Source organism: Chelatococcus sp. YT9, assembly GCF_018398315.1.
In the GTDB taxonomy this organism is placed as follows: domain Bacteria; phylum Pseudomonadota; class Alphaproteobacteria; order Rhizobiales; family Beijerinckiaceae; genus Chelatococcus.
In genome coordinates, this window is record NZ_JAHBRW010000002.1 from 887,668 (window position 1) to 910,090 (window position 22,423).

Below are 22,423 nucleotides of genomic sequence, written 5' to 3' on the forward strand. Positions count from 1 at the left end.
GGTGCCGTTCTTCCCGAGGAGGGCGCGGCGCCTGCGTTTTCGATGGAAAAGAGCTATCGGACAGAGCTATACCTGAATAGATGATAAGAATGCCGAAGTGATACTCGTTTGATATCGCTTGAGGCTTGTCGCGGAGGAGACGCGGGGGTGAAGCTTCATCACTTCGAGGAAGTCGTCGCGATCGCCGATCGCGGCAGCGTACGGGCCGCCTCACGCCATCTGCGGGTGGCGCAGCCTGCGCTCACGCGGAGCCTCGCGCTGCTCGAGCGGGAGCTGGGCGCACCCTTGTTCGAGCGACGTGCCCGTGGCGTGGTGGCCACCCCATTCGGCCAAGCCTTCATTGCCCGTGCACGCTCGATCCTGGCGGAGATCCGACGAACGCGCGAGGAGATGGAGCAGTTGCGCGGTACCGGCACCGGCACCGTGACGGTCGGCCTGTCGATCGCCGCACATCTGGCGCTGCTGCCGTCCAGCCTGCGGCCCTTTCGGCAGCGCTACCCGAACATCAAGCTCCATATCATCGAGGGTTTCTATCCGACGCTCGAAACGCGCTTGCGGGACGGCTCGGTCGATTTTTACATTGGTCCGGAGGGTGGGGCCCAGGCGGTGCCGGAGCTCGGCCTCGAGGTGCTGTTTGAGAACCGCCGCATCGTGCTCTGTCGGACCGGACATCCGCTGGCGGGCGCGAACTCCTTGCGCGATCTCGTCGGGCAGGACTGGGTGACAACCTCGATCACCGCCGATGACAGTGCCGAGATCGATGCATTTTTCGCCCGCTACAACTTGCCGGCACCGCATCTGGCGGTGCGCAGCCAATCCGCACTCACCCTGCTGACATGCCTCGCCAACAGCGACCTCCTGGCGATGGTGCCGAGCCAATGGCAGGATTTCGAGATGACCGGGCACGCTCTGACCACTATCAAGATTAAGGAAGAACTGACCGCGCCGGCGCTCGTCGTGGTGCGCCGAGCCGACCTGCCGCTGACCCCGGCGGCGCTCCATTTCCTCGACTTGATGCGGCGGGCCGCGTCACGGCTCGAAACGGCCGAGCGACGAAGACTGCCGGCAGCGGCGGCCATATCAAGCTAGACGGTTAGCGATGAGGTACCGGAGCATCGAAACCAACACCTTTCGACAAACCCCGCTCATGTCGCCGCAGATGAAAGTGCCGCTATCGGATCATCCGGCCCAAGACCAGGCGCATCATCCAATATAACGCGGCCATGTTTCAGTTGCGGATCACAAAGCGCCTGACGAAGTGGATTAGGATTGGCGTCAAGCTCGACGAGATCCTCGCCGCCCAGCGCCGCCTGAACCTGTAGGCTTGCGGCGAGGCCAAGCCCTCCGGCAAGCCAATGCGGGCAAAAACGCAGGCCCGCGGACCGAGCTGCGCGTCCTACGACGAGGGCGCCCGAGATGCCACCCCATTTGCCGACGTCGGGCTGAACCACAGCAACCTGTGCCTCGGTGATCATCGTCATGAAGCGCTCGAGACCCCGGACGTTCTCACCACCGGCGAGGGGAATGCCGCCATGCCGCGCGATGTCGTGCCACTCATCTATAGGCCGATCGGCAGGCACTGGCTCCTCAAGCCAGTCGATGCGGGCGGGCGCGAAAGCGGCGGCCATGGCGGTGGCCTGCGCCGTGGTCCAGCTCTGGTTGGCGTCGATCATCAGGCGTGCGTCGTCTCCGAGTTCACGGCGGAGCTGTTCGACATTCGTCAGATCCCTGTCCGCCCCGAAGCCGACACGCAATTTAAACGCGGTGTGTCCGCCGCTGGCTGCGGGGCCTGCTAGTTTCATCGGCTCTTCCGGCGGGATGGAACTCGCGTAAACCGGCACCGTGATGGGACCCGTGCCCTCGCGCTTGCCGGCGATAAGGCGATGCATCGGACAGCCGGCGCGGCGCGCCAGGAGGTCCCAAAGCGCCATATCGAGACCGGAGATGATCTGCGCGAGTGGCCCGTCCTCCCCCGCCTGGAGCGCCAGAGTGTGCAGCCGGCGCGTGAGTTCGGCAGTGACATGAGCGGGATTGCGGAATACCTGTCCGGTGACCAAGGCCGGAAGCAATGCATTGGCGAGATCAAGCCGGTATTCGGCCGCCATCGGCGGAAAGTTGCACCAGATCTCGCCATAGCCAGTTTGCCCGGCCTCGTCAGTAGCGACCAGCACGAGGGCCGGCCTGCTCCGTACCTCGCCGAAAACCGTGCGCATCGGCGGCTCGACTGGGGCGCGAAACAGATGGACCGCAACGGATCGGAGGCGGATGCGGGTATCGACCGGCATGCGATCAAAATCTCCTTGGAGACTGTGCTCCAGCCTACCCGCCTCGAACGTCCGGCCATTCATCGCAGCAGCTCGCGCAAACGCGGATGGTCGAGCACCGCCGGATTGGCAATGAAATCCGGGCGCTGACCATCGCAGACCTTCACAAGGGAGCCGATGGCGTCGACCGCGTTACCCGCGATGATCTCATCGGTCCATGCAAGAGCATGCGGCGCCAGTATGACGTTATCGAGCCCGATCAAGGGGCTCGAGGTTGGGAGCGGCTCGTCCTGGAACACGTCGAGGCCGGCTCCGGCGATCCGTCCGGCCGCCAGGCAAGCAGCCAGCGCTGCCTGATCGATGATTTCTCCACGCGCCACATTCACGATGTAGGCCGAAGGCTTCATCTGAGCGAGCTTCTCCGCGGAGAGGAGACCATGGGTCGCCGGTGTCAGCGCGGCCGCGACGATCACCACGTCGGAACTTGCCAACAGCTCGTCCAGGGCAACGAGCGTGACGCCCAGATCCGAAGCCTGTTCCCGCGAGGCCCGTGGACTGTAGGCGACCGTCCTCACCGCGAACGGCGACAGCAGATGAGCGATGTCACGTCCGATATGGCCGAGGCCCACAATACCTATCGTGCGGCCCGTCAAGCCCATCCCCATATGGTCGGCACGCTGATCCCATTTCCCATCACGTACCAGCCGATCCTTTTGGAGGAGGCGGTGGGTCAGGGCCAGCATCAGCGTTATTGCGGCGGCGGCGACAGGGCGTTTGCCGCCGAACGGCGTGCTGGTGACGATGACGCCCGCCCGCGTGCAGGCGTCGAGATCGATGCGGTCAAGCCCCGCTCCCCACCGGCTGACGTGCCGCAACCGGGGCGCTGCCGCCAATAGGTCCGCGTCGATGCGTTGCCTTAGGACGAGCAGAGCGTCGAACTCCCCCAAGGCATCCGGTGTCCGCTCCGGCTGGTCTGTCGCGACCATCGCCCAGCGCATGCCGCCATGTTGCTCTATCCGGGACAGGCCGATGTCGCCCCATGCGAATTCATCGCGAACGTTGAGGAAATCACGCGTGATACCGATCGTGTACATTGGCTGTCCATTGCTCTTTTACTTTCGACACGGGTCGGAAGGGAGCTCTCGCGCTTTTGCGAGGCTTGCCATCTGGACGCGGCATGCCGGATCCATCCGTGTCGACGGCCGCAGTCGAAGAGGTCTATCGTTTGGTGCTTGCTGGATTCAGCGCGCGTTGCATGGCATCGCTGAAGAAATTCAGCCCGAGTACTAGAACCAGCAGCAGCACGCCTGGCACGATGGCATAGAGTGGCGCCGTCGCAAGGTGTTCACGGCTCTTGCTCAGCATCGAGCCCCAGGAGGCAGTCGGCGGCTGGATGCCCAACCCTATGAAGGACAGCGATGCCTCAAGCAGGATGGCATGTCCCGCCGCAGCGGAGATCTGCGTCACAACTACGCCGACGCTGTTCGGCAGGATGTGGCGCATCATGATGTGAGCGGGGCCCGCACCGCCGACGATCGCAGCTTTTACATATTCCAGCTCTCGTTCCCGCAACACCGCCCCCCGCGTCAATCGCGCAAATATGGGGATATTGACGAATGCGACCGCGATGCAGACCTGCGATAGGCCCGGACCGAGGATCGCGACGGCGATGATCCCGAGCAGAATCCCGGGATAAGCCAGCAGGATGTCGCACGCGCGCATGAGAAGGGTATCAATCCATTCTCTGGTCATCCCTGCTATGATGCCCAGCGCGATACCAATCGCTGCGCCCGCGGAGACGCTGAAAAAGCCCACGAGGAGCGAGACCCGCGTGCCATAGATCACGCGGCTGAGTATGTCGCGCGACAGTTCGTCCGTTCCAAGCCAATGCCCCGCGGTTCCAGGTGGCGAAAGCCGAAATCCTGAGAACTGCATATTGGGATCGTAGGGTGCGATCAGCGGTGCGAAGACGGCGATCAAGCTAACGATGGCGAGCAGGGCCACGCCGATCATGCCGCTTGGCGTGCGGAGGACTGCGCCGAGGAAGCCGTGCCGTCGCGCAGGGGCGCTGGCGATAGCGGGGGTTGCTGCGCTCATCGGGCGGTCTCCCGCACCAGCCGGATTCGCGGATCGACCGCACCGTAGATGAGATCGACAACGAGATTGAGCACAAGAAAGAATAGGACAAGGAGGACCAGGATGCCCTGCACGACGCCGTAGTCGCGGTTGATGATCGATTGCACGAGCAATCGTCCGACACCCGGCCAGGCGAAGACGGATTCGATCACGACCGCGCCGCCCAGCATGCGGCCGAGCATGATCCCCGTCATGGTGATGACGGGGATCAAGGAATTGCGCAGCACATGACGCACGACGACGGCTCGCCCCGCAAGGCCTTTGGCATAGGCCGTACGCACATAGTCCTCCCCCAGAATCTCGATTACAGCGTTGCGTGTGAAGCGGGTGAGCACGGCGGTGCCATGGAGAGCGAGCGTGAGGCTGGGCAGGATAAGCGCCAGCGCAAATCCGGATGGTGAATCGAACCCGCTGATGAAACCGCCGGGCGGCAGCCAGCCGAGACTGACTGAAAACACCAGGATCATGAGAATGCCGAACCAGAAATCTGGCGTCGCGATCGAGAACGCCGATGCGGCGGACGCTACCCAATCCGCCGTCTTTCCCTGGTTCAACCCGGCGGCAAGACCCGTCGGAATGCCAATGAGGAGCGCGATGACCAGTGCTGAAATCGCGATGAGCATCGAATAGGGAATACGGCTGAAGATCAGCTCGCTGTTTTCACGATGATAGATGTAAGATTCCCCAAAGTTGCCGCGAACGATCTGGCCGAGCCATGAGAAATACTGTTCAGGCAAAGAACGATCCAACCCGTATTCAAGCCGGATTTGTTCAACCACTTCCGGCAGCGCGTCGGGACCGGCGATCACATCAGCCGGATCACCAGGAAGGGCGCGTACCACGGCAAAGACGATGACGCTCGATACAAGCAGGACCGGTATCCATTGCATGATACGCCTGACCAGGTAGGTCAGCATGAGCCGTCTCCTCTACGCATTTCGACCAGATCGCCGCGGCTATTCGAACGTGGCGGTCTCGAAGATCGGCATGCCGTCAAGATTAAAGGTCACGCCCTTAAGGTTCGGCGACGACGCCCATTGCACGGGCAGTGTGGAGACCGGCAGCACCCAGTTCTCGCTCAGCAGAAACGTGTTGATCCGTTTCCATGCCGCGTCCGTTGCCTCGCCCGGCGGCGCGGTTGTCACCAACGTGACGTCATCCTGATACTGTTTGGAAGCAACACCGGCTACATTTCCTTTCGCGCGGAAGGGAACTGCAGTGAGGAGAATAGCCGCCGGATTGCGCCCGGCGCGCACATAGAAATGCGTGGTCGCCTGGAAGTTACTTCGGCGGAAGCGCGCCACGAAGGCAGCCTCCGACATTTCGACGATGTTGGTGGTGAGGCCAATCTCCCGGAATGAATTCTGCAGGATTTGCGCGGTAGCGCCGAGCGCGGGCTCAGCCTGGCTGTAGGAGAGGAGTTCGATCTCGGCGCCGCTTGCGCCAGCCTTCTCTATCAGCGCTTTCGCTTTGGCCAGATCGTAGGTGCAGCTGTCCGCGAGGCCGGTCGCCTCGCGCGTGTTGCGTGCGGCCCAAGGCAGGCATTTGACCATGGCTTCCGGGCCGACCACGTCCTTCGCGATGCGCGCGCGATCGACAGCCATGCTGATCGCCTGCCGGACCTCCGGCTTGTCCAGGACCGGCGCTTTGACATTGAGCCCGATATCGAGCACCCGCCCTTCGGGTGCGGCCACACCGGTCTTGAACTCTGATTTGGCCAGTTGCTCGACGCCCTCGCGGTTCAGGGAGGGCAGGAAGTCGACCGTTCCGGCCCGCAGTTGCGCGATCGCAGATTGCGGATCGGGAATAATCTTGATCTCGACCTTCTCGAGTGCGGGCTTGGCACGCCAGTAGGCATCGTTACGCGCGAAGACCGCATTCTGGCCGGGTTCGAAATTCGTGAGCTTGAAGGGTCCGGTTCCGTTGCCGCTCGTCTTGATCCGCTTTGGGTTTTCTGAATCGACGATGAAAGCAAGATCGAGAAGGTCGAAGACGGCATCCGTCCCACCGTTGAGGCCAAGAACGACGGTCTGGTCATCCGGTGTCTCGATCGTTTCGATCATCTGCGCCAAGGGCAGGATATTGGCACCGACCGCGGGGGTCTTGGCGTAGTTGAGACTGAACGCCACGTCCTTCGACGTCATCTGCCGGCCGTCATGGAACTTGACGTTGTCGGCCAGCTTGAGAGTGAGCTTCCGCCCGTCATCCGACCGCGCCCACGACTTGGCCAGCTCCGGTTGGGGATGGCCCTCCTTATCCAGACGGATCAGCGTATTGTAAAGCAGATGGGTTGACACATAGGTACCGAGCCGCAGCTCCGTCGGATCAAGTGAGGCAAGATCCGCGTTCTGCCCAATCGTCAACGTTGATTTCCCCGCCGCAATCGCCGGTGTCCCCAGCATCGGAACCAACGCGATAGGCGCAATGAAAGCTGACGCCTTCAGAATATTGTTGATTGAGTAGCGTGACAACTGAGTCCTCCGATTGCGTATTTTTTATTATATTTGTCGTTTTTCTTCGAGAGCAGGCTAAGAGGGTCGTAGTTCTAACCCAATACCTTGCCGCATGGCAGAAAGATGAGCGACGCCTCCGCGTATGGCGGGTATTGCGCCAAAGACCATCGTGTCGAACAACGGTGTTTCCGCGAACTGATACTCAAGCAAGTCGACCGTTGGAGCAGCCGCGCAGACCTCGAGACTGGCGGCATAGGCGACTGGCCCGCTGGGATTATGCGGCGAAAAGGTGATCCCTGCCTGTCGCAAGCGAGCGGCTGCCTCCAGCATGGTTCGGGGGCCGCCAACATATTTCACGTCGGGCATGATGACGTCATAGGCGTCTGCGGCCAGGAAAGCTTCGATCCCATCGAGGCCGATCGCATTCTCGCCACCCGCCAGCAATATGCCGTTCCGGTTGGCCTGACGCCGCAGTGCCGCGATCGCGGCCATCTGGCTGCCGTTCTCAGGAAGGGGACATTCGATCCAATACGGGTTGAAGCCCCGGCAGGCATCGATCATCATCCCAGCCGTGCGCTCATCAAACCGCCAGTGGCAGTCGATCATCAGGCGCCCGTCTTGTCCCAGGACATCACGAACTGCGGCTATACGCGCCAGTCCCTCCTTCATGCTTTGCGCAGCGGGCGCCCTTGGCTGTACCTCGTCGAAGGGCGCGATCTTGATCGCATCGAACCCAGCGGCTTTCGCCAGAGATGCGCCGGAGGCAAAGCCAGCCGGGCTGCGGTCGCGGGTGCCCCGGTTGACGTTGGCGTACAGCCCGACCTCCTGACGCAACTCCCCGCCGATGAAATCGGCGAGGGATAGGCCGGCGGCCCGCGCCAGGGCATCAGCCAAGGCCTGATCGATTGCCGCGATTGCGGCGGCCGTTGCAAGATCGCCGTCGATGGCTGGAAGAATGCCAGCGGCGTCCTCGGCAGCAACTTTCTCGCGGACAAGCGTGCTCGCAAGGGCCTCGAGACGCGCGACGACGACGCCCTCGCGATGGTCCAGGGTCGCTTCGCCGATCCCGTGCGCGCCATTCGCCAGTGCGAGCGTTACGAAGATCCACGTGGACCTGTCGGACGCGGAGATCGTGTCGACTCTGTAGGACGTTACGAACGAGCCGCTCATCACGCGCTCTTTTCCTGCTCGCGCAGAATGGCCAGGAGTTCCAGCTTCGCCTTGATGACGTGGGCCTGCATGATGGCGGCGGCTGCGGCGCCGTCGCGCGTCTCGACAGCGGCAATCAACTGCCGGTGGTCGCTGATCACGCCGGCGAAGCGCTCCTGCCGATAGCCGAAACGCTGCCAAAGGGTTGCGACAAGGAACCAGTGGCGATCCGCCAGCGACAGCGCTTCCTCATTGTCGGCCGCCTCGTGGATAATCTTGTGAAATGCGCGATTTGATTGCAGGACCGCGATGTTGTCACCTGCCGCGATAAAACCCTCAAAGCGTTCCTGCTCGGCGATCATCGCCTTGACGTCCTGGCTTGTACGCCGCTCAGCCCCACGCCTTGTGAGCATCGTCTCCAGCGAGATCCGGATATCGAACAGGTTCTCCACCAGCCGCGCGTCGATGTGCCGGACACGCGCTCCGCGATTGTGAGTGATGACGATCAGCCCCTCACCATTGAGGTGATGCAGAGCTTCCCGGATCGGCATTGGGCTGACGCCATAACGTGTCGCCAACTCGTCGATCCGCAACCGCGCGCCGGATTCGAATTCGCCGGCGACGATGTCGCTGCGCAGCTTACTGAGGACGGCGTTCTTATCGATCTGCATGGTTATGATCATGAACGGTTAATTTAATGGAGTGTCAACGACCAAAAATGGCCATTTATGATCAAATCGGGATTTGAAGGGGAGGATGGCGGAATGCGGGACGACCGCGCGGTGCAGGTGGAACGGTCGCTCCCGGAGGGTTTTGCGCCATTTGGCAACGTGGTCGTGCATGAGGGCGCTGCATGCCGCCTGGCGGTGCTGGGCGCATTCACCGCAGATGGTGGCGCCGGGACTGTAGCAGGGCGCGGATCGAGAACCGGACACCTTGCGGCGGTCGCCGCCTTGGAGCAGTACCCCGATTTGCTACGGATTATCATCCCGCGCGGCGATTTCGACCATCTGGCGGCTATCGCTTCCGGTGCAGATGGTCATACAGATGGTCGCCGGCTGCGCGCCTCTGGCTATCGGCGATGATCTATTTAAGGGGAGTCGGCGTAGTCGGGGGCTAAGCCAAATCGTTAAGTAATACGCGCCCATTCTTGGGCGTGCGGGAAAGAAGTGAAATGACACCATAAAGGGACAGATACACCCTTTAAGTGCACCGACCTCGGCGTGCAATCGAGATTTTCTGTAATCGCGCCGTCGCGCTTAGTCGTCGGCGCTCTATGCGCATGGTGTAGGACAAGTCACACGATGTGGGGCAATTTAACGTCGGATGCGGTCTCCGAACGAAGAGGAGCCTCGCCAGCCGAGGCTATGGGAAAGATCAAATCTTGCGTCTCGAAGACTGTGCCCCACTGGAGAAGTGGCGTGGCAAAGTCCAAACGCCACGCCATTAACTCAAACCCCATCTCTTCACAGGGCCCGGCTTATTTCCCTGCCATTTGAATAAAGATCTCGTCGCGGCCAAGGCTGAGCGTCACCCCAGCGCTCGCGCCGGTCAGATGCATGATCACGCCAGCTTTGTTCTCAAGCCAGAGATCGCTACCGCCCGACGTCTCTAAACCTAATTTGCCGGTGCCTTGCGCGTAGGTGCCCTCGAACATTCCGACGTCCTTGAGTTTGTAGACATCGCCCGCGACGACAATTTTGGACGCACCGCCGGGGCCTATCACGCTCCCAATTAGCCTGAACGGATACTTCTTGCCCTGAAAGGTCAAGACACCCTCGCCCCCGACAAAGCCCCCGACGACCGCTTCGGTAAGGGTTACGGTGCCGGATGGTGATAGTCCGGCAACGCTCTCAGAAGTCGGCACATTGACCGGAATTGGAGAAGATACGCAGCTGGTGAGGGACAACAGGGCCGCTATTCCCAAAGGGATTGACCATGCGGGTATGCTCCTGCGCCGAGCTTTGGCGATCATTCTTGGGTCCTCGTGAGTAGCTTACTGCGCGGAAGCGAAGGTAGCGAATGGAAAGGTTTGCATAGTTACACCGGAGCGAAAGCCAAGTCCATCGGGCTCGCCACCAAACGCGATGCGGCGATGGAAGGACTTCGACCCGCCGTGTTGGTGGGAATCTCGGTTGCTAAGCTGCGGACCTGGCGACCTGCGGACGCCCACGTAGCGCTATAAAGCTGGGCAGGCGCACCGTTACCTACCTTTCCACGCCAGCGGCACATGAACGCTCAACAAGCGAGCCTATCACTTGCTTCGGGTGCAGCCGAAGCGCCACTGAAACGTTCATGTGCGGAGGGCTCGCTCGGCGGTGAGCTCTCCTCGCGCCAGTCATGCCTGTACTCGGATCAGTCTCCGAGCCAGAACGGGTGTAAGCGATACGCCTGGGTTGAGCGACAAAGCGACACACGTGAATACGGTCCTTACAACGCACTTGCCACGCCTATCCCTGCTCGATATCCAGAAACGATCCATTTTGCGCCAAAAGAGCGTCTCGGAGAATTGTGCCATAGCCGCCGTCCCAGTCATTGCCAGCTACGTCCTGCAGGGAGTGCCCGCGTTCGTCAGAAATGAAATAGGCGAAAGGACATTGCACCGCGCTAACCGCGCGGCTGGCTTCGACTCCGAACTAATCGAGCAGTCCCGGTTTTTCGTTACGCAGCGATCAGTGGTCGATTTCATCAACGCGATCGCGCGAGCCATGGGTGAGCCTGGTCTGGGTCTCCTTTTGGTCCCGACAATGGATGTTGGCACCTACGGCAACTTCGGGCGCTACATTTTTGGCGCCCAGACGCTCGGACAGGCGATTAAGCGCAGCATCTCGGCACTTCCCTATCATAGTACTTACGATCGATTGACTGTTTCCCAACGGGGCGACGAAATCACATATAGCTACGCATTTGCACTGGCTGGGACCGATGGCTACGATATCGTGGCAAGCGCTGCGGCGGGTGAGCTCTTAAGCCTCTTCAAAAGCTACTTGCCGGATGGCTGGAGACCGCTTCGGGTCGAGCTTGACATCGCGGCACCGCGCAATAGCTCTTCTTTTGAGGACGTATTTCAATGCCCTGTCATTTTCAATGCGCCCGCGGTCGCGATTGTCGTTGAGCACCACCACATGATGGCTCAAGCGAAGCACCGTTCGCGGCAATACATGACGATCGAAGATGTCGCCAGAGAGCGAAGGGGCGCCGCGCCGGGAATCTTGCTTGACGTTGCTTCCGAACAGATCCGGACCCGCCTTGTCGGAGGTAACGTGTCGATCGACGAGATCGCGCGATCAATGGATACGAGCGTTCGCACTCTTCAGCGCGAACTCAACCGTGCCGGCACTGATTTCCGGAGCCTTACCAGCCTGGTCAGAGTCCAGCGAGCAACAGAACTGTTGCGGGACAGAGCTGTGTCGATAACCCATATCTCAGAAGACCTTGGATATTCCTCACCAGCCGGTTTCTCTCGTGCCTTTCGGAAGGTTACGGGCCTTGGCCCTCGAGAGTACCGAAAAAAAGAAGGGCTCTAGGTCAGCCTGACCAGGAGGCAACGCCGTCCCTCCCGTCGCACGCTACGTGTTGGCACGAGATCGGCGGCGCCAGCTCAGGGAAAATGAGCACAAGCCCGCCCGTTTTTGGGCAGATCGGCGAGCTTCTTGGCCCCGCACGGGGCATTCGAACAGGACAGCGCAAGTCGCGCGTGATTTTGCGCCAGTGGCGTGAAATGGATTGTTTGGATACTGGCGGCAGAGTAGCATCCCATGACCTGATCGCTCCGACCTGAGAGGCCTGTGCGCATGCTTGGACTATGACGGGGGCTGACGAGTTTGTCCCACTCAAATTGAGGCTGCAACTGGGTCGGTTCCGAGCCCTTATTGTAGACGTTTGATACCCACTGCGCGGGGTCGGCGATTTGTTGACCCGATGCGAGGCGGGCGGCGAATACTTCGGAGTTGACTTCGAAGAAGAACAACCGCCAAATCAACTGATCCGGATAAGAGATGCTGCTTGCACCAACCGGGATCGGCACTGGAATGGACCGGTTCTCCTTCGCCTATATATCCCTCCGATTGGCCGAGGAAGCTTCGGCGCGACGAATACGTGCAACCATTCAGCCAATTCCCGCACAGGCTGCAATGATGCGTTTTCCCCAGACATTCACTCGATGCGGCGCAGTCAATACGAAACCGAGAAACGACAGGAGTGACGGCCATGCCGAAAGCAAACCTTAGAGGCCGGCGGCGCGTGGCGTCCGTTGCCTGCGCGGTCGTCCCGCTCCTGGCATTCGCGAGCGCGCCCGTGGAGGCGCAGAGCACGCCGGAGCGCAACGCGTACTTCGGTGAAACACACGTCCATACCAGTTGGTCGTTCGATGCCTATATCTTCGGCAACCATATCACCGGTCCTGCGGATGCTTACAAATACGCCAAGGGAGAACCCATCAAGCATCCGCTGGGCTACGATGTGAAGATCACAACACCGCTCGACTGGATGGGCGTAACGGATCACTCGGAATATGCGGGTGTCGTGCGTCTTTCGAACGACCCGAGTTCCTCCATCAGCAAATTGCCTATTGCTGACAGGCTGAAAGTGCGTGACGCCGCCGACATTCAGCGTATCTATCTCTGGCTCGGCACCAGCATGATCAAGGAACAGCCGATCGAAGCTCTGGTGAAGCCCGAAATATCGGATACGGTCTGGAAGGCGAATAACGCAGCTGCTGATGCTGCCAATGAGCCGGGCAAATTCACGGCCTTCTGTTCGTATGAATGGACGTCGAACCCGGACTTCCGCAACATGCACCGCAATATCTTCTTTAAGGATTGCGCGAAGGTGCCGAGCCGTCCTTTCAGTTCGCTTGAGTCGCAAGCCCCGGAAGACTTGTGGAATTGGATGGACGGCCAGCGTAAGGCTGGTAACGAGCTGCTCGCCATATCGCATAATGCGAACCTGTCGGGCGGGTTGATGTATCCGACTGAGGTTGACTTCAAAGGCCGGCCGATCGATCAGGCATGGGCTGAATCGCGTGATCGCAACGAACGCTTGACCGAGATCAAGCAGATCAAGGGTGCGTCCGAGACACACCCGTTGCTATCGCCCAATGACGAATTCGCCAACTTCGAGATCCTCAACTATTTGCTCGGTGATCCCCAGGGACAGTTCATCACCCTCGGTGGCAGCTATATCCGTCAAGCTCTGAAGGACGGCATCGCGATGCAGCAAGCACGCGGGTACAACCCCTTCAAGACTGGCGTAGTCGGAGGCTCGGACTCGCACAATACAGCCGTTCCCTATCGCCAGGAGAACTTTTTCGGTGGCCATGCCCGGCTTGATGGAACCATCAAGGAGCGCATGGCCGGCCACAATTTCGCGGGCCTGGACGTCCGTTTCGAGAATCCGGCCGGCCTGACCGGCCTCTGGGCTGAGGAGAACACACGCGAGTCACTCTTCGAGGCGATGAAGCGCAAGGAGACATTTGCCACCAGTGGCCCGCGGATCACGCTGCGCTTTTTCGGCGGCTGGGATTATGCCAAGGACCGCAAGACAGAGCAGCGTCACGAACTGGCCTGGGATCTGCTGCCGGAGTGGATGAAAGATCAGTACTGGGTCAAAACGGCCTATGCGCAGGGCGTTCCGATGGGTGGGGACCTGGCGCCCCGCACCGCGGATAAGACGGCCCCCTCTTTCGCCGTCTGGGCTGTCAAAGATCCCACCTCGGGTAATCTCGATCGCATCCAAATCGTCAAGGGATGGAGCAAGAACGGCCAGAGTTTCGAAAAAGTGTTCGACGTGGTTTGGGCCGGCGAGCGCCAACCTGACCCTATAACTGGCAAGATTCCGGCAATTGGATCGACTGTCGATATCAAACAGGCTGCGTACAAGAACTCGATAGGTGCGACGGAGCTCAAGGCGGTTTGGTCCGATCCCGAATTCAATCCAGCCGACGACGCGTTCTACTATGCGCGCGCGATTGAGATCCCGACGCCGCGCTGGACGACCATCCAAGCGAAGGAACTCGGGATTTCTCCGCCGGAAATGGTGGCCTCAACAGTACAGGAGCGCGCTTGGTCCTCCCCGATCTGGTATGCGCCAACGGCAGAACAGCGCCTGGCAGCGCGAGAGGGTACGACGGAGGCAGACCTGAAAGGCCAAGGAGCCGTCTTGCTCGACGAGGCCGCGCTCAAGGCCCTGCTTGTCGGGAAATATACTTGGATACGTAACAATGTCACCGGCGGTGTCTTCAAGGTGCAATGGGCCGAGAACGGCCAGATGCTGGTCATGAACGTGGATCCACGCGTTCCACAACCGTCGGAAGTGGGCGATGTGGTGAGCGGCTCCTACCTTGGTACTCCGAGCGACTATTCCATCCGCGATGGCAAGGTCGCGACCTGGTTTGGCAATCGTGAGTATGAGTTCACGGTCTACAAGCTCGCAGGGGGCTCCAAAGACTTGCTGACGAAGGGCGATACTTATCTCGCCGCACGGAGCAATGAGTTCGGTTATGCGAACTACGAGATCGTCCCGACACCGCTTTTCTTAGGAACGGAAGTGAAGGATGTGACGGTGCCTCAATGAGGATGGCATCAAAACTTGGGGCGGCGCTGCTCGGCGCCGCACTCCTTCTGGGCAGCGGCCCCGATAAGGCCTCTGCCTGCGCGATCTGTTTGTCGGCTATCACGGTAACAACCGGGCAGAAGCTTGATGCGGCCGATCAGGTTGTCCTGGCGTCCCCGCTCGCGGGTGGCAGGCAGTTCCGGATCGTCGAGAACGTGAAGGGCGAGGCTTCCATCGGCGCGATCGTCGACGCAACTGCTGATCGCGCCAACCAAGTGGCCTCCCAGGCCGGGCAACTCTCTCTGCTCGCGCGCAATGGCGTCTCCCTTCGCTGGACCGATTTTGGCGGCGTCCACGCCGAAAGCGCCGGATGGCTGCGTGCATTCTTAAGGACCAACGACGGTCGTGCTAAAGCACCGCCGCGCGTGTGGCCGCTCGTCAGCCCCGCGCAGGCGGTCTCTGACAGCACCGACTGGTCCAAGCGCATCGATCTCATTGCGCCGTCTCTCGAAAGCGATGATCCGCTGATCGCGGAGATTGCCTTCGCGGAGCTTTCGCGAACGCCGTATGAGGCCATGCGCGCGCTCAAGACGGCCCTGAATGTCACCGAACTTCGTCGCTGGATCCAAGATCCCGCCCTGGCAAAACGGCAGGATGCCTATCTCCTGCTCCTTGGCATTGCGGGAGACACCGACGACATGGCGCTGTTGGAAGATCGCCTCCTCAAGGCCCACGCATCCAAGGACGCCACAAATGTCGCAGCTTTACTTGCGGCGGATCTCGAATTGCGCGGGCCGGAACGCGTGGCCTGGATCGAGGAGAACTATCTTCTTGACCTCGGCCGCTCCCTGCCCGAGATCGAAGCGGCCTTGCTCGCCCTCAGTGTCCACGGCGGCACGAACGGAGCCATTCCGCAGCGACGCATCGTGGAAGCGTATCGACATTTCATACGAGAGCGCAAGCCGATGGCCGGTTTCGTCGCGACCTACCTCAGCGACTGGCAAGCCTGGGAGGCTGTGCCTGACTACGTGGAAGTATTGCGGTCAAATGCGGTGAAGGACCCCGCGAGCCAGCTCGCAATCCTCGTGTATCTCCGCGACAGCCCGGGTTTCGAAGGCCGGTTGGCCGCAGAAGCGTTCGTCAAACGGGCAGACTGAGCGGGATCTAAGATGAGTCATTTCACGGAAGCCGAAAGCCCTGCCCAGCCGACTTTGGCGGACACTGGTCCCGGTGGGCTCAAGGCTCAAAAGCGTTCCTGGACGAGCCAGATCCTGCGGGAGCCGCTCTTACATTTCGCAGTGCTCGGTGTGCTGATATTCGGCGGTTACAAGCTGCTCGATAGTCAACCACAAGGCGCGGCCGCTACGGCTCAGCAGATACAGATCACCAAAGACGACTTGCGCCAGCTCGCGGTCGTATGGCTCGCCCAGGGCCGCGAGAGACCTACAGCCGCGCAATTGCAGGCTCTGATCGAGCAGAAGGCAATGTCGGAGATGCTCGTTCGGGAGGCGATCGCGCTTGGACTCGATAGGGATGATGAGGTTATCAAGCGCCGCCTAGCACAGAAGATGGACTTCCTGCTTGCCGATATCGCAGCGCTGGCTCCGCCCACGAATGAGGAATTGACGACCTGGTTTGCTGCGCATCCGGCCGAGTTCACGAAGCCACCGCGGATCCGCTTTCGCCACCTTTACTTCACGTCCGACAAGCGGCCGCGAGGCGCGCGCGAAGCGGCCGAGGCCAGCCTCCCGCTTGTTGCTGGTCGATCGCCGGGCTCGCTCGGAGCAACCGGTATCGGCGATCCTTTCATGTTCCGCGACTACTACGCGGATGTAACCCCCGAGCAAATGGCGAAGGAATTTGGAGGGGCCTTTGCCAATGCTCTTTTTACTCTCCGTCCGGGCGATTGGCGCGGCCCCATCGAATCCGGATATGGCTGGCACCTGATCTGGGTTGAATCCTACGAGGAACCTCGCGTTCCCGCGCTGGAAGAAGTGAGGGCGACTGTCGCTCAAGCTTGGCAGGCCGAGAAATATCGCGAAGTCAAGCAGCGCGCGATGGAGGAGATCCGATCACGCTACGATATTATCTCCCCGCCGCTTGATGATTTCAACATCGACGACCTGACCATCGTATCTTCCGGCCCAAGCCGAGCGGTGGCTGAATGACGATTGGCTCGCCCCGCCTTCCACACATGACGAGGCTGCTGGCGCTCATCGCCGCGGTGCTCCTCAGCCTGATCACTCCGGCGTTGTCGCACGAGGTCAGGCCCGCTTATCTGCAGATCGACCAGACGGATACCAATCGCTACACAATCCTTTGGAAGACACCGCTTCTGTCCGGCATGCCGCTCCCTGTTGTCCTGAAGCTTCCTGATAGCGTGACGCATGTGATGGAGCCTCAGGAAAGACCCTTGCCGGGTTTTATTCTCCAGAAGCGCGTTATTACCGCGCCGGATGGTCTGGCGGGCATGCGCATCGAGTTTGTCGGCCTTCAAGCGACGATCACCGATGTCTTCATCCGCATAACGTGGTTGGATGGCAGGCAGGCCAGCACTATTATACGTCCCTCTCAACCATGGTATGACGTTCCCGCCGAACAGAGCAGCTGGTCTGTCGCCTGGGAGTATCTCAAGCTCGGCATCCGTCATATCCTCTACGGTCTCGATCATCTGCTGTTTGTTGCTTCACTCATGCTGATCGTTCGCGACTGGCGTGTCCTCGTGAAGACGATAACGGCCTTTACCGTTGCTCATTCTATCACTCTTGCCCTCGCGACCTTTGGGCTCGTCACGTTGCCCGGGCCGCCAGTCGAGGCCATGGTCGCGCTCAGCATACTTCTCGTTGCCGCCGAGGCAGTGCGCATGGAGCGCGGTGAGAAGAGCCTGACGATCACATGGCCATGGGTGGTTGCCTTTGGGTTCGGGCTGCTTCACGGCTTCGGCTTCGCGGGCGCCATGATCGACCTCGGACTTCCACAGCGCGATGTTCCGCTTGCTCTGCTCTTCTTCAACGTCGGCGTTGAGATCGGACAGCTCGCGTTTATCGCCGCAATCCTTGCAGTCGGTTATTCGGCTAAGCTCATCTTCACCTTGGGGAGACCCGTCCGCATGGCTGCCGCGTATGGCGTCGGCGCTGTGGCCGCGTTCTGGACGATCGATCGGCTAGGCTCGATTTTTCTGTAATGGAAGCGCTGAAATGCCCTCTGAGAATTACCGCGCGATCGGCGCGACGCTCTGTCTCCTGGCCGCTTGTTCCGCGAGCTCCGCTCTTGCACATACCGGCGCCGATCATGGCGGCGGTGGCTTCACGAGCGGCTTTACACATCCGCTTCTAGGGCTCGATCACATCATCGCTATGGTTGCTGTCGGGCTCTGGGGCGTATTCCTTGGCGCGCCGGCAATTTGGGTGCTGCCAATCGTCTTCCCGTTGGTAATGGCTCTTGGCGGTGTCTTCGGAATCATCGAGGTGCCGCTCCCGGGCGTCGAAGCCGGCATTGCCCTGTCAGCCGTGGTTCTTGGCCTCTGCGTCGCCCTGGCGCTCAAGCCGCCGTTGTGGGCCGCAGCGCTCGTCGTCGGAGCCTTTGCAATCTTTCATGGCTACGCCCATGGAACGGAGATGCCGATAGCCTCTGATGCGGTGTCATACGCACTTGGTTTCGTCGTCGCGACGGGCCTCCTGCACCTGTGTGGCATCGCCTTCGGCAATTTGGCCCGCTGGCCCGCCGGACGGTTTGCCGTAAGGGCCGCGGGCGCCTTCATCGCCATTGCTGGCGGCGTCTTTCTGTCTGGCATTGCGTGAAATCCCATCGTCTTATCCTGCCCGCGGCCGTGCTCCTGGAGTTAGTCCCTCAAGCCGCCCAAGCGCACGGTGCACTTGAAGGTGTCGGCGACTTCTATGCGGGGCTTCTCCACCCCTTCGTGGCGCCTGCGGAGGCTCTCGCCATCGTGGCCACCGGACTGTTGATGGGCAGGTCCGGGCTGGCCGCTTGCCGGTACGGGATTGTGGCATTTGGGAGCGCCCTTGCGGCCGGCCTTGCATTCGGTTCCATGATCGACCCCGGCTCCGACAGGACGACGCTGCTCGCCCTGCTCGCTTCGATCATGGCGGCAGTGGTGATCACAGGGTTGCGCGCTCCCCTATGGATCGGAGCGACGCTTGCCGTATTGGCAGGTGTTGTCGTCGGCATCGATGCAACGCCCAGCCGGACCACGCCTTCGGGAATCTTGTTAACTGGCTTGGCCACGCTTCTGGCAGGTACTGCTTTGATCACCATGGCCGCAGGCCTCGCTTTGAGGGCAGCGCAGCATTGGCAACGTGTCGCCGTGCAAGTCGCCGGTTCGTGGATAGCAGCAAGCGCGATACTTCTCCTTGCTTATCAACTGGTGGGGTTTCATCGATGAGAAGCACTGATGCTTGCAAATGAGGCTGAGACGATTTGCGCATAGGGGCGGTGGGCTCCGGCGGCGCCGGAAACCGCTTTTGCATCGGTAGGCGTTCGCGCAGGCATATCAGCGTGAGCGGTCAGCTAGATGGCTCTGCGCTGCGAAATTGCACTCCGGAGATCTCGTCGCGCAGCTTGGCACCGCTTCACGCGCTATTGCTGGGACCGCTATCGGGTCCTAGCGGCTTCTCTGTTCAGCGGGCGGAAGTTCCGGCGCCGTCGTCACGAGCTTCGCCTCCGGCGCCTGCACGATCTGGAGATAGCGTTCAAATTGAACCAATACGTCAGAGATGATCTGATCTCTTGTCATGCCCATGAGATCGTAGCCGCGACTGCGTTGCTGAAGTAAGTGCGAACCTCGAAACGTACATCCTGTTGGGCGGCCTCCAGCACTGAGAATGCCTGGACCGCAGCAAAGATGACCTCCGCCTGCTTTGGTAACAGCACGCCAACGGCGAGGAACATGGCTGTTATTGCGACCGCCCCTATGAAGACTGGCGCATTAACGATCAGTTTTTTTTCCTAAAATCCTATACGTCTTCAAGCCATTCACCTGCTGCATTGCCTATTGCTTCGGCAGCGCATAGGCGACCACCTCATCGCCGATCGGCGTCTCCATGAAATGATGTCCGCCCGTCATGATAACCACATACTGGCGGCCGCCCGCCTCGTAGGTCATCGGCGTTGCCTGGCCTCCCGCCGGCAAGACGTCCTGCCAGAGTGTCTTGCCTGTCCTAAGATCAATGGCGCGAATTAGATTGTCAGTAGCCGCAGCGATAAAGATGAGCCCGCTTGCCGTCACGACCGCGCCGCCGTTGTTCGGCGTGCCGATGTCGATGGGCAACAAGGAGGGAATACCGAAAGGACCATTGGTTCGCGCGGTTCCGAACGGACGGTCCCAGATGGTCTGGCCAGTCTTGATGTCGATGGCCCGGATGCCGCCATAAGGCGGCTCCTTGCACAGGAGACCAGTGCCGGGCAGCCGCCAGCCGGCATTCACGTTGATGGCATAAGGCGTGCCCGCCTGGGGGTCACCAGCGCCTTCCGGACCTCCAATCTCACCGCGTGCAGAGGAGCGTGGCGCCCAGCCAAGCTTGTCCGCTTCGGCGCGGGGCACGAGGCGCAGATAGTTCGGCATGTCGTTATAGTTCGCAACGATGACGCCGTGTTGCGGATCCACCGCGATCCCGCCCCAGTCAGTACCGCCATTGTACCCTGGATACTCGATCGAATGTCGCTCCGTTTCCGGTGGCGTGAAATAGCCTTTGTATGATGCCATCCGAAACTGGATTCGGCAGACCATCTGGTCGATGGGGGACATGCCCCACATCATCTTCTCCGCAAGATCGCTCTTGCGCAGCGTATGGTACTCGGACATTGGCTGCGTCGGGGCCCGTTGTTCCGGCTCGACGCCGCCTGAAGGTGCTTTGAACTCTCCGACGCCGGTGAGGGGTTGTCCGGTTCGGCGGTCGAGAACATAGATGTCGCCTTGCTTGCTCGGGAGCAACAGCGCCGGCACCGATCCTTGAGCGCTGGGGAAGTCAATCAGGGTCGCCTGCGCGCCGAAATCGTAATCCCACACATCCTTCCGCACCGCCTGGAAATGCCAGACGGGCTTGCCTGTCCTCACGTCGATGGCAACGAGCGATGTGGCATACTGGTTTTCCAGGTCGGAGCGCATGGAGCTCCAGTAATCGACGGCCGAGTTGCCCATGGGCAGGTAGACAAGACCCAGTTCCTCGTCACCGGAAGCCGTAGTCCACATATTCGGCGTGCCGCGTGTATAGATCTCCCCTTCCGGCGGCAGCCCATTCCAATCGGGATGCGTCATGTCCCAAGCCCAGCGCAGTTGCCCTGTGACAGCGTCGTAAGCATTGATCACACCGGAAGGCGCGCTGCGTTCCTGACCGTCGAGCACCTGATGGCCCGTGACGATGACCCCGCGGACGATGGTGGGGGCAGATGTGATCGACACCATTCCGGGAAAGACATCCCCCATGCCGACCTTGATGTCCACCATCCCGTTCTTGCCAAAATTGGAGCAGAGTGTGCCTTTGTGCGCGTCGACGGCGATGAGGCGACCATCGATAGTGCCTTCAATGATGCGCTGAGCACAGTCCTGATCCGGCGGCTCATTGGGCACGGCGAAGTAGGTGACGCCGCGGCAGGCCGCAGTATAGGGAATCCATTTATCCCCGATCTGAGGGTCGTAACGCCAGCGCTCCTCGCCGGTCGCCGGGTCAAGCTCCATCATGATGTTCTTGGCCGAGCAGAGGTAGAGGCTGTTGCCGACCTTGAGAGGGGTCGTCTCGGCGCCATATTGCTTCGCGGCCTCGGGCGTTGCCGGCATGTCCTTGGTATGGGCGACCCAGGCCCGCTTCAGATTGCCGACATTCGCGGGGCTGATTTGTGTCAGCGGAGAATGGCGCCTTGCGCTATAGGTCCCACCATAAGCGGGCCAGTCCGCACCAGCTTGCAGGGGCGAGGGATCGGGCATGGCGGCACCGCTCGGAGCCGGGAACGCGCGCGCGACGCTGGGTTCGTTCATCAGACCTATGGCAACGCCTCCGGCAATCCCGAGAAGAACAACGGCGACGCCGCTCAGGCCGGCGTTGCGCCAGCGATGTGGTGCCGTGGAGTAGGTGGGCAATATGCCGATGACCACCAACAAGAGAACGGTGGGGGCGACGACGCGCGGTACGAGCGCCCATCCGTTGGTCCCCACCTCCCAAAACGCCCAGATCAGCGTGCCGACATAGACCAGAACATAGAGCCAGCCCCCGGCGGGGTTGCCCCGGACAAGAAGGATACCTGAAATCAACATCAGCAAGCCGGTGATGCAGTAGTAGAAGGAACCACCCACTGCAGCGAGCCACACGCCTCCGCCCAGCAAGATCAGACCGATGAGTGCCAGGACGATGCCGACAACCATCCCAGGCCAATTACGCCGGCCTCGCATGCGGTGGGACGAGGGGGCTGCGGCCATGGCCTTCTCCTTGCATCGTGAATGAATCGACGCGAATCGCGAAGACTTTTGCCCCTTCTCATAACGGTAGCGTGCAAGGCAGGTTCCCACGGGCGGCCGTGGGCTCGTCAAAGCCGTCCGCAGAAAACCAGCCTTCGCCACCCCGCGCTTGCACACCCATTCGCGTCGGCACTACCGATCGTGGTTGAAGCGAGCCGTCGCTCGGTATGGACGCGGCTATTCTCCACAGCAGGTTGACTGTCCTGGTGCAGGGGCGACCCTGTCCGCCGGCACCAGCGCTCGCGCTTCGTGCTAGGCGGAAGATATGAAACAAATCAGCTTTAAGACATTGATGCTTTGGAGTTGATGCTATTCAGGGGTGATCTCGCGTAGCAATTCCATGATTTGCCGAATGGAACGACGTCAGCTCCGTGCCGGTGGATGAGTTCACCTAAAATGCG

Annotated in this window: 19 protein-coding genes; 9 read left to right on the forward strand and 10 right to left on the reverse strand. The window is 60.7% G+C overall.

Going from position 1 to position 22,423, the window contains the following annotated elements:
- Positions 1-147 precede the first annotated feature (147 nt).
- Positions 148-1,089 carry a LysR substrate-binding domain-containing protein gene (locus KIO76_RS24115; protein ID WP_213326119.1) on the forward strand — a complete coding sequence of 314 codons (942 nt, stop codon included), beginning with the start codon at positions 148-150 and terminating at the stop codon, positions 1,087-1,089.
- Positions 1,090-1,145: 56 nt separating this feature from the next.
- On the opposite strand, the gene KIO76_RS24120 is transcribed toward KIO76_RS24115, so the two are convergent.
- From KIO76_RS24120 to KIO76_RS24150, 7 genes are all read right to left on the reverse strand, one after another.
- A complete protein-coding gene (locus KIO76_RS24120) occupies positions 1,146-2,285 on the reverse strand; it encodes a mandelate racemase/muconate lactonizing enzyme family protein (protein ID WP_213326120.1) in 1,140 nt (379 codons plus the stop codon).
- Between the two features lie 59 nt (positions 2,286-2,344).
- Positions 2,345-3,358 (reverse strand): NAD(P)-dependent oxidoreductase, encoded by a 1,014-nt coding sequence (locus KIO76_RS24125; RefSeq protein ID WP_213326121.1) that lies wholly within the window; start codon positions 3,356-3,358, stop codon positions 2,345-2,347.
- A gap of 124 nt (positions 3,359-3,482) precedes the next feature.
- Positions 3,483-4,361, reverse strand: coding sequence for an ABC transporter permease (locus KIO76_RS24130; protein ID WP_213326122.1), 879 nt, complete (start codon positions 4,359-4,361; stop codon positions 3,483-3,485).
- Entirely contained in the window at positions 4,358-5,317 is a 960-nt protein-coding gene (locus KIO76_RS24135) for an ABC transporter permease (RefSeq protein WP_213326123.1), read from the reverse strand. The genes KIO76_RS24130 and KIO76_RS24135 overlap by 4 nt, the downstream gene beginning before the upstream one ends.
- 39 nt (positions 5,318-5,356) lie before the next feature.
- Complete coding sequence (locus tag KIO76_RS24140; protein ID WP_213326124.1) at positions 5,357-6,871, reverse strand: ABC transporter substrate-binding protein; 1,515 nt, start codon at positions 6,869-6,871, stop codon at positions 5,357-5,359.
- A 57-nt stretch (positions 6,872-6,928) separates the two neighbouring features.
- Positions 6,929-8,023: an enolase C-terminal domain-like protein gene (locus tag KIO76_RS24145; RefSeq protein ID WP_213326125.1), complete on the reverse strand. Its 1,095-nt coding sequence runs from the start codon at positions 8,021-8,023 to the stop codon at positions 6,929-6,931.
- Positions 8,023-8,673 carry a GntR family transcriptional regulator gene (locus KIO76_RS24150; RefSeq protein WP_213326126.1) on the reverse strand — a complete coding sequence of 217 codons (651 nt, stop codon included), beginning with the start codon at positions 8,671-8,673 and terminating at the stop codon, positions 8,023-8,025. Before KIO76_RS24150 ends, KIO76_RS24145 begins: the two co-directional genes overlap by 1 nt.
- A gap of 93 nt (positions 8,674-8,766) precedes the next feature.
- On the opposite strand from KIO76_RS24150, the gene KIO76_RS24155 reads away from it, so the two are divergent.
- Positions 8,767-9,087, forward strand: coding sequence for a hypothetical protein (locus tag KIO76_RS24155; protein ID WP_213326127.1), 321 nt, complete (start codon positions 8,767-8,769; stop codon positions 9,085-9,087).
- 395 nt (positions 9,088-9,482) lie between these two features.
- Here KIO76_RS24155 and KIO76_RS24160 read toward each other — a convergent pair whose 3' ends face one another.
- Positions 9,483-9,977 (reverse strand): hypothetical protein, encoded by a 495-nt coding sequence (locus tag KIO76_RS24160; RefSeq protein ID WP_213326128.1) that lies wholly within the window; start codon positions 9,975-9,977, stop codon positions 9,483-9,485.
- Positions 9,978-10,398: 421 nt separating this feature from the next.
- On the opposite strand from KIO76_RS24160, the gene KIO76_RS24165 reads away from it, so the two are divergent.
- From KIO76_RS24165 to KIO76_RS24195, 7 genes are all read left to right on the forward strand, one after another.
- Complete coding sequence (locus KIO76_RS24165) at positions 10,399-11,529, forward strand: AraC family transcriptional regulator (RefSeq protein ID WP_249730019.1); 1,131 nt, start codon at positions 10,399-10,401, stop codon at positions 11,527-11,529.
- 682 nt (positions 11,530-12,211) lie between these two features.
- Complete coding sequence (locus KIO76_RS24170; RefSeq protein ID WP_213326129.1) at positions 12,212-14,575, forward strand: DUF3604 domain-containing protein; 2,364 nt, start codon at positions 12,212-12,214, stop codon at positions 14,573-14,575.
- 2 nt (positions 14,576-14,577) lie between these two features.
- Positions 14,578-15,711 carry a hypothetical protein gene (locus tag KIO76_RS24175; RefSeq protein WP_213326130.1) on the forward strand — a complete coding sequence of 378 codons (1,134 nt, stop codon included), beginning with the start codon at positions 14,578-14,580 and terminating at the stop codon, positions 15,709-15,711.
- A gap of 12 nt (positions 15,712-15,723) precedes the next feature.
- A complete protein-coding gene (locus KIO76_RS24180; protein WP_249730020.1) occupies positions 15,724-16,722 on the forward strand; it encodes a peptidyl-prolyl cis-trans isomerase in 999 nt (332 codons plus the stop codon).
- Positions 16,719-17,738 carry a HupE/UreJ family protein gene (locus tag KIO76_RS24185; protein WP_213326131.1) on the forward strand — a complete coding sequence of 340 codons (1,020 nt, stop codon included), beginning with the start codon at positions 16,719-16,721 and terminating at the stop codon, positions 17,736-17,738. The genes KIO76_RS24180 and KIO76_RS24185 overlap by 4 nt, the downstream gene beginning before the upstream one ends.
- 13 nt (positions 17,739-17,751) lie before the next feature.
- Positions 17,752-18,354, forward strand: coding sequence for a HupE/UreJ family protein (locus KIO76_RS24190; RefSeq protein ID WP_213326132.1), 603 nt, complete (start codon positions 17,752-17,754; stop codon positions 18,352-18,354).
- The gene (locus KIO76_RS24195; RefSeq protein WP_213326133.1) at positions 18,351-18,956 is read left to right on the forward strand and encodes a HupE/UreJ family protein; all 606 of its coding nucleotides are present in this window, start codon (positions 18,351-18,353) and stop codon (positions 18,954-18,956) included. Before KIO76_RS24190 ends, KIO76_RS24195 begins: the two co-directional genes overlap by 4 nt.
- A 347-nt stretch (positions 18,957-19,303) precedes the next feature.
- On the opposite strand, the gene KIO76_RS24200 is transcribed toward KIO76_RS24195, so the two are convergent.
- Together KIO76_RS24200 and KIO76_RS24205 are read right to left on the reverse strand one after the other, a co-directional pair.
- Entirely contained in the window at positions 19,304-19,462 is a 159-nt protein-coding gene (locus tag KIO76_RS24200) for a hypothetical protein (protein ID WP_213326134.1), read from the reverse strand.
- Between the two features lie 100 nt (positions 19,463-19,562).
- A complete protein-coding gene (locus KIO76_RS24205; protein WP_249730021.1) occupies positions 19,563-21,983 on the reverse strand; it encodes a membrane-bound PQQ-dependent dehydrogenase, glucose/quinate/shikimate family in 2,421 nt (806 codons plus the stop codon).
- Between the last annotated feature and the right edge of the window lie 440 nt (positions 21,984-22,423).

What these genes read in the sequence shown, in the direction of transcription:
- KIO76_RS24180 (WP_249730020.1), top strand. Translation starts at nt 15,724, where the DNA reads ATGAGTCATTTCACGGAAGCCGAAAGCCCTGCCCAGCCGACTTTGGCG.
- KIO76_RS24175 (WP_213326130.1), top strand. Translation starts at nt 14,578, where the DNA reads ATGGCATCAAAACTTGGGGCGGCGCTGCTCGGCGCCGCACTCCTTCTG.
- KIO76_RS24150 (WP_213326126.1), bottom strand. Translation starts at nt 8,673, where the DNA reads ATGCAGATCGATAAGAACGCCGTCCTCAGTAAGCTGCGCAGCGACATC.
- KIO76_RS24135 (WP_213326123.1), bottom strand. Translation starts at nt 5,317, where the DNA reads ATGCTGACCTACCTGGTCAGGCGTATCATGCAATGGATACCGGTCCTG.
- KIO76_RS24170 (WP_213326129.1), top strand. Translation starts at nt 12,212, where the DNA reads ATGCCGAAAGCAAACCTTAGAGGCCGGCGGCGCGTGGCGTCCGTTGCC.
- KIO76_RS24145 (WP_213326125.1), bottom strand. Translation starts at nt 8,023, where the DNA reads ATGAGCGGCTCGTTCGTAACGTCCTACAGAGTCGACACGATCTCCGCG.
- KIO76_RS24120 (WP_213326120.1), bottom strand. Translation starts at nt 2,285, where the DNA reads ATGCCGGTCGATACCCGCATCCGCCTCCGATCCGTTGCGGTCCATCTG.
- KIO76_RS24185 (WP_213326131.1), top strand. Translation starts at nt 16,719, where the DNA reads ATGACGATTGGCTCGCCCCGCCTTCCACACATGACGAGGCTGCTGGCG.
- KIO76_RS24190 (WP_213326132.1), top strand. Translation starts at nt 17,752, where the DNA reads ATGCCCTCTGAGAATTACCGCGCGATCGGCGCGACGCTCTGTCTCCTG.
- KIO76_RS24205 (WP_249730021.1), bottom strand. Translation starts at nt 21,983, where the DNA reads ATGGCCGCAGCCCCCTCGTCCCACCGCATGCGAGGCCGGCGTAATTGG.
- KIO76_RS24125 (WP_213326121.1), bottom strand. Translation starts at nt 3,358, where the DNA reads ATGTACACGATCGGTATCACGCGTGATTTCCTCAACGTTCGCGATGAA.
- KIO76_RS24130 (WP_213326122.1), bottom strand. Translation starts at nt 4,361, where the DNA reads ATGAGCGCAGCAACCCCCGCTATCGCCAGCGCCCCTGCGCGACGGCAC.
- KIO76_RS24200 (WP_213326134.1), bottom strand. Translation starts at nt 19,462, where the DNA reads ATGTTCCTCGCCGTTGGCGTGCTGTTACCAAAGCAGGCGGAGGTCATC.
- KIO76_RS24155 (WP_213326127.1), top strand. Translation starts at nt 8,767, where the DNA reads ATGCGGGACGACCGCGCGGTGCAGGTGGAACGGTCGCTCCCGGAGGGT.
- KIO76_RS24160 (WP_213326128.1), bottom strand. Translation starts at nt 9,977, where the DNA reads ATGATCGCCAAAGCTCGGCGCAGGAGCATACCCGCATGGTCAATCCCT.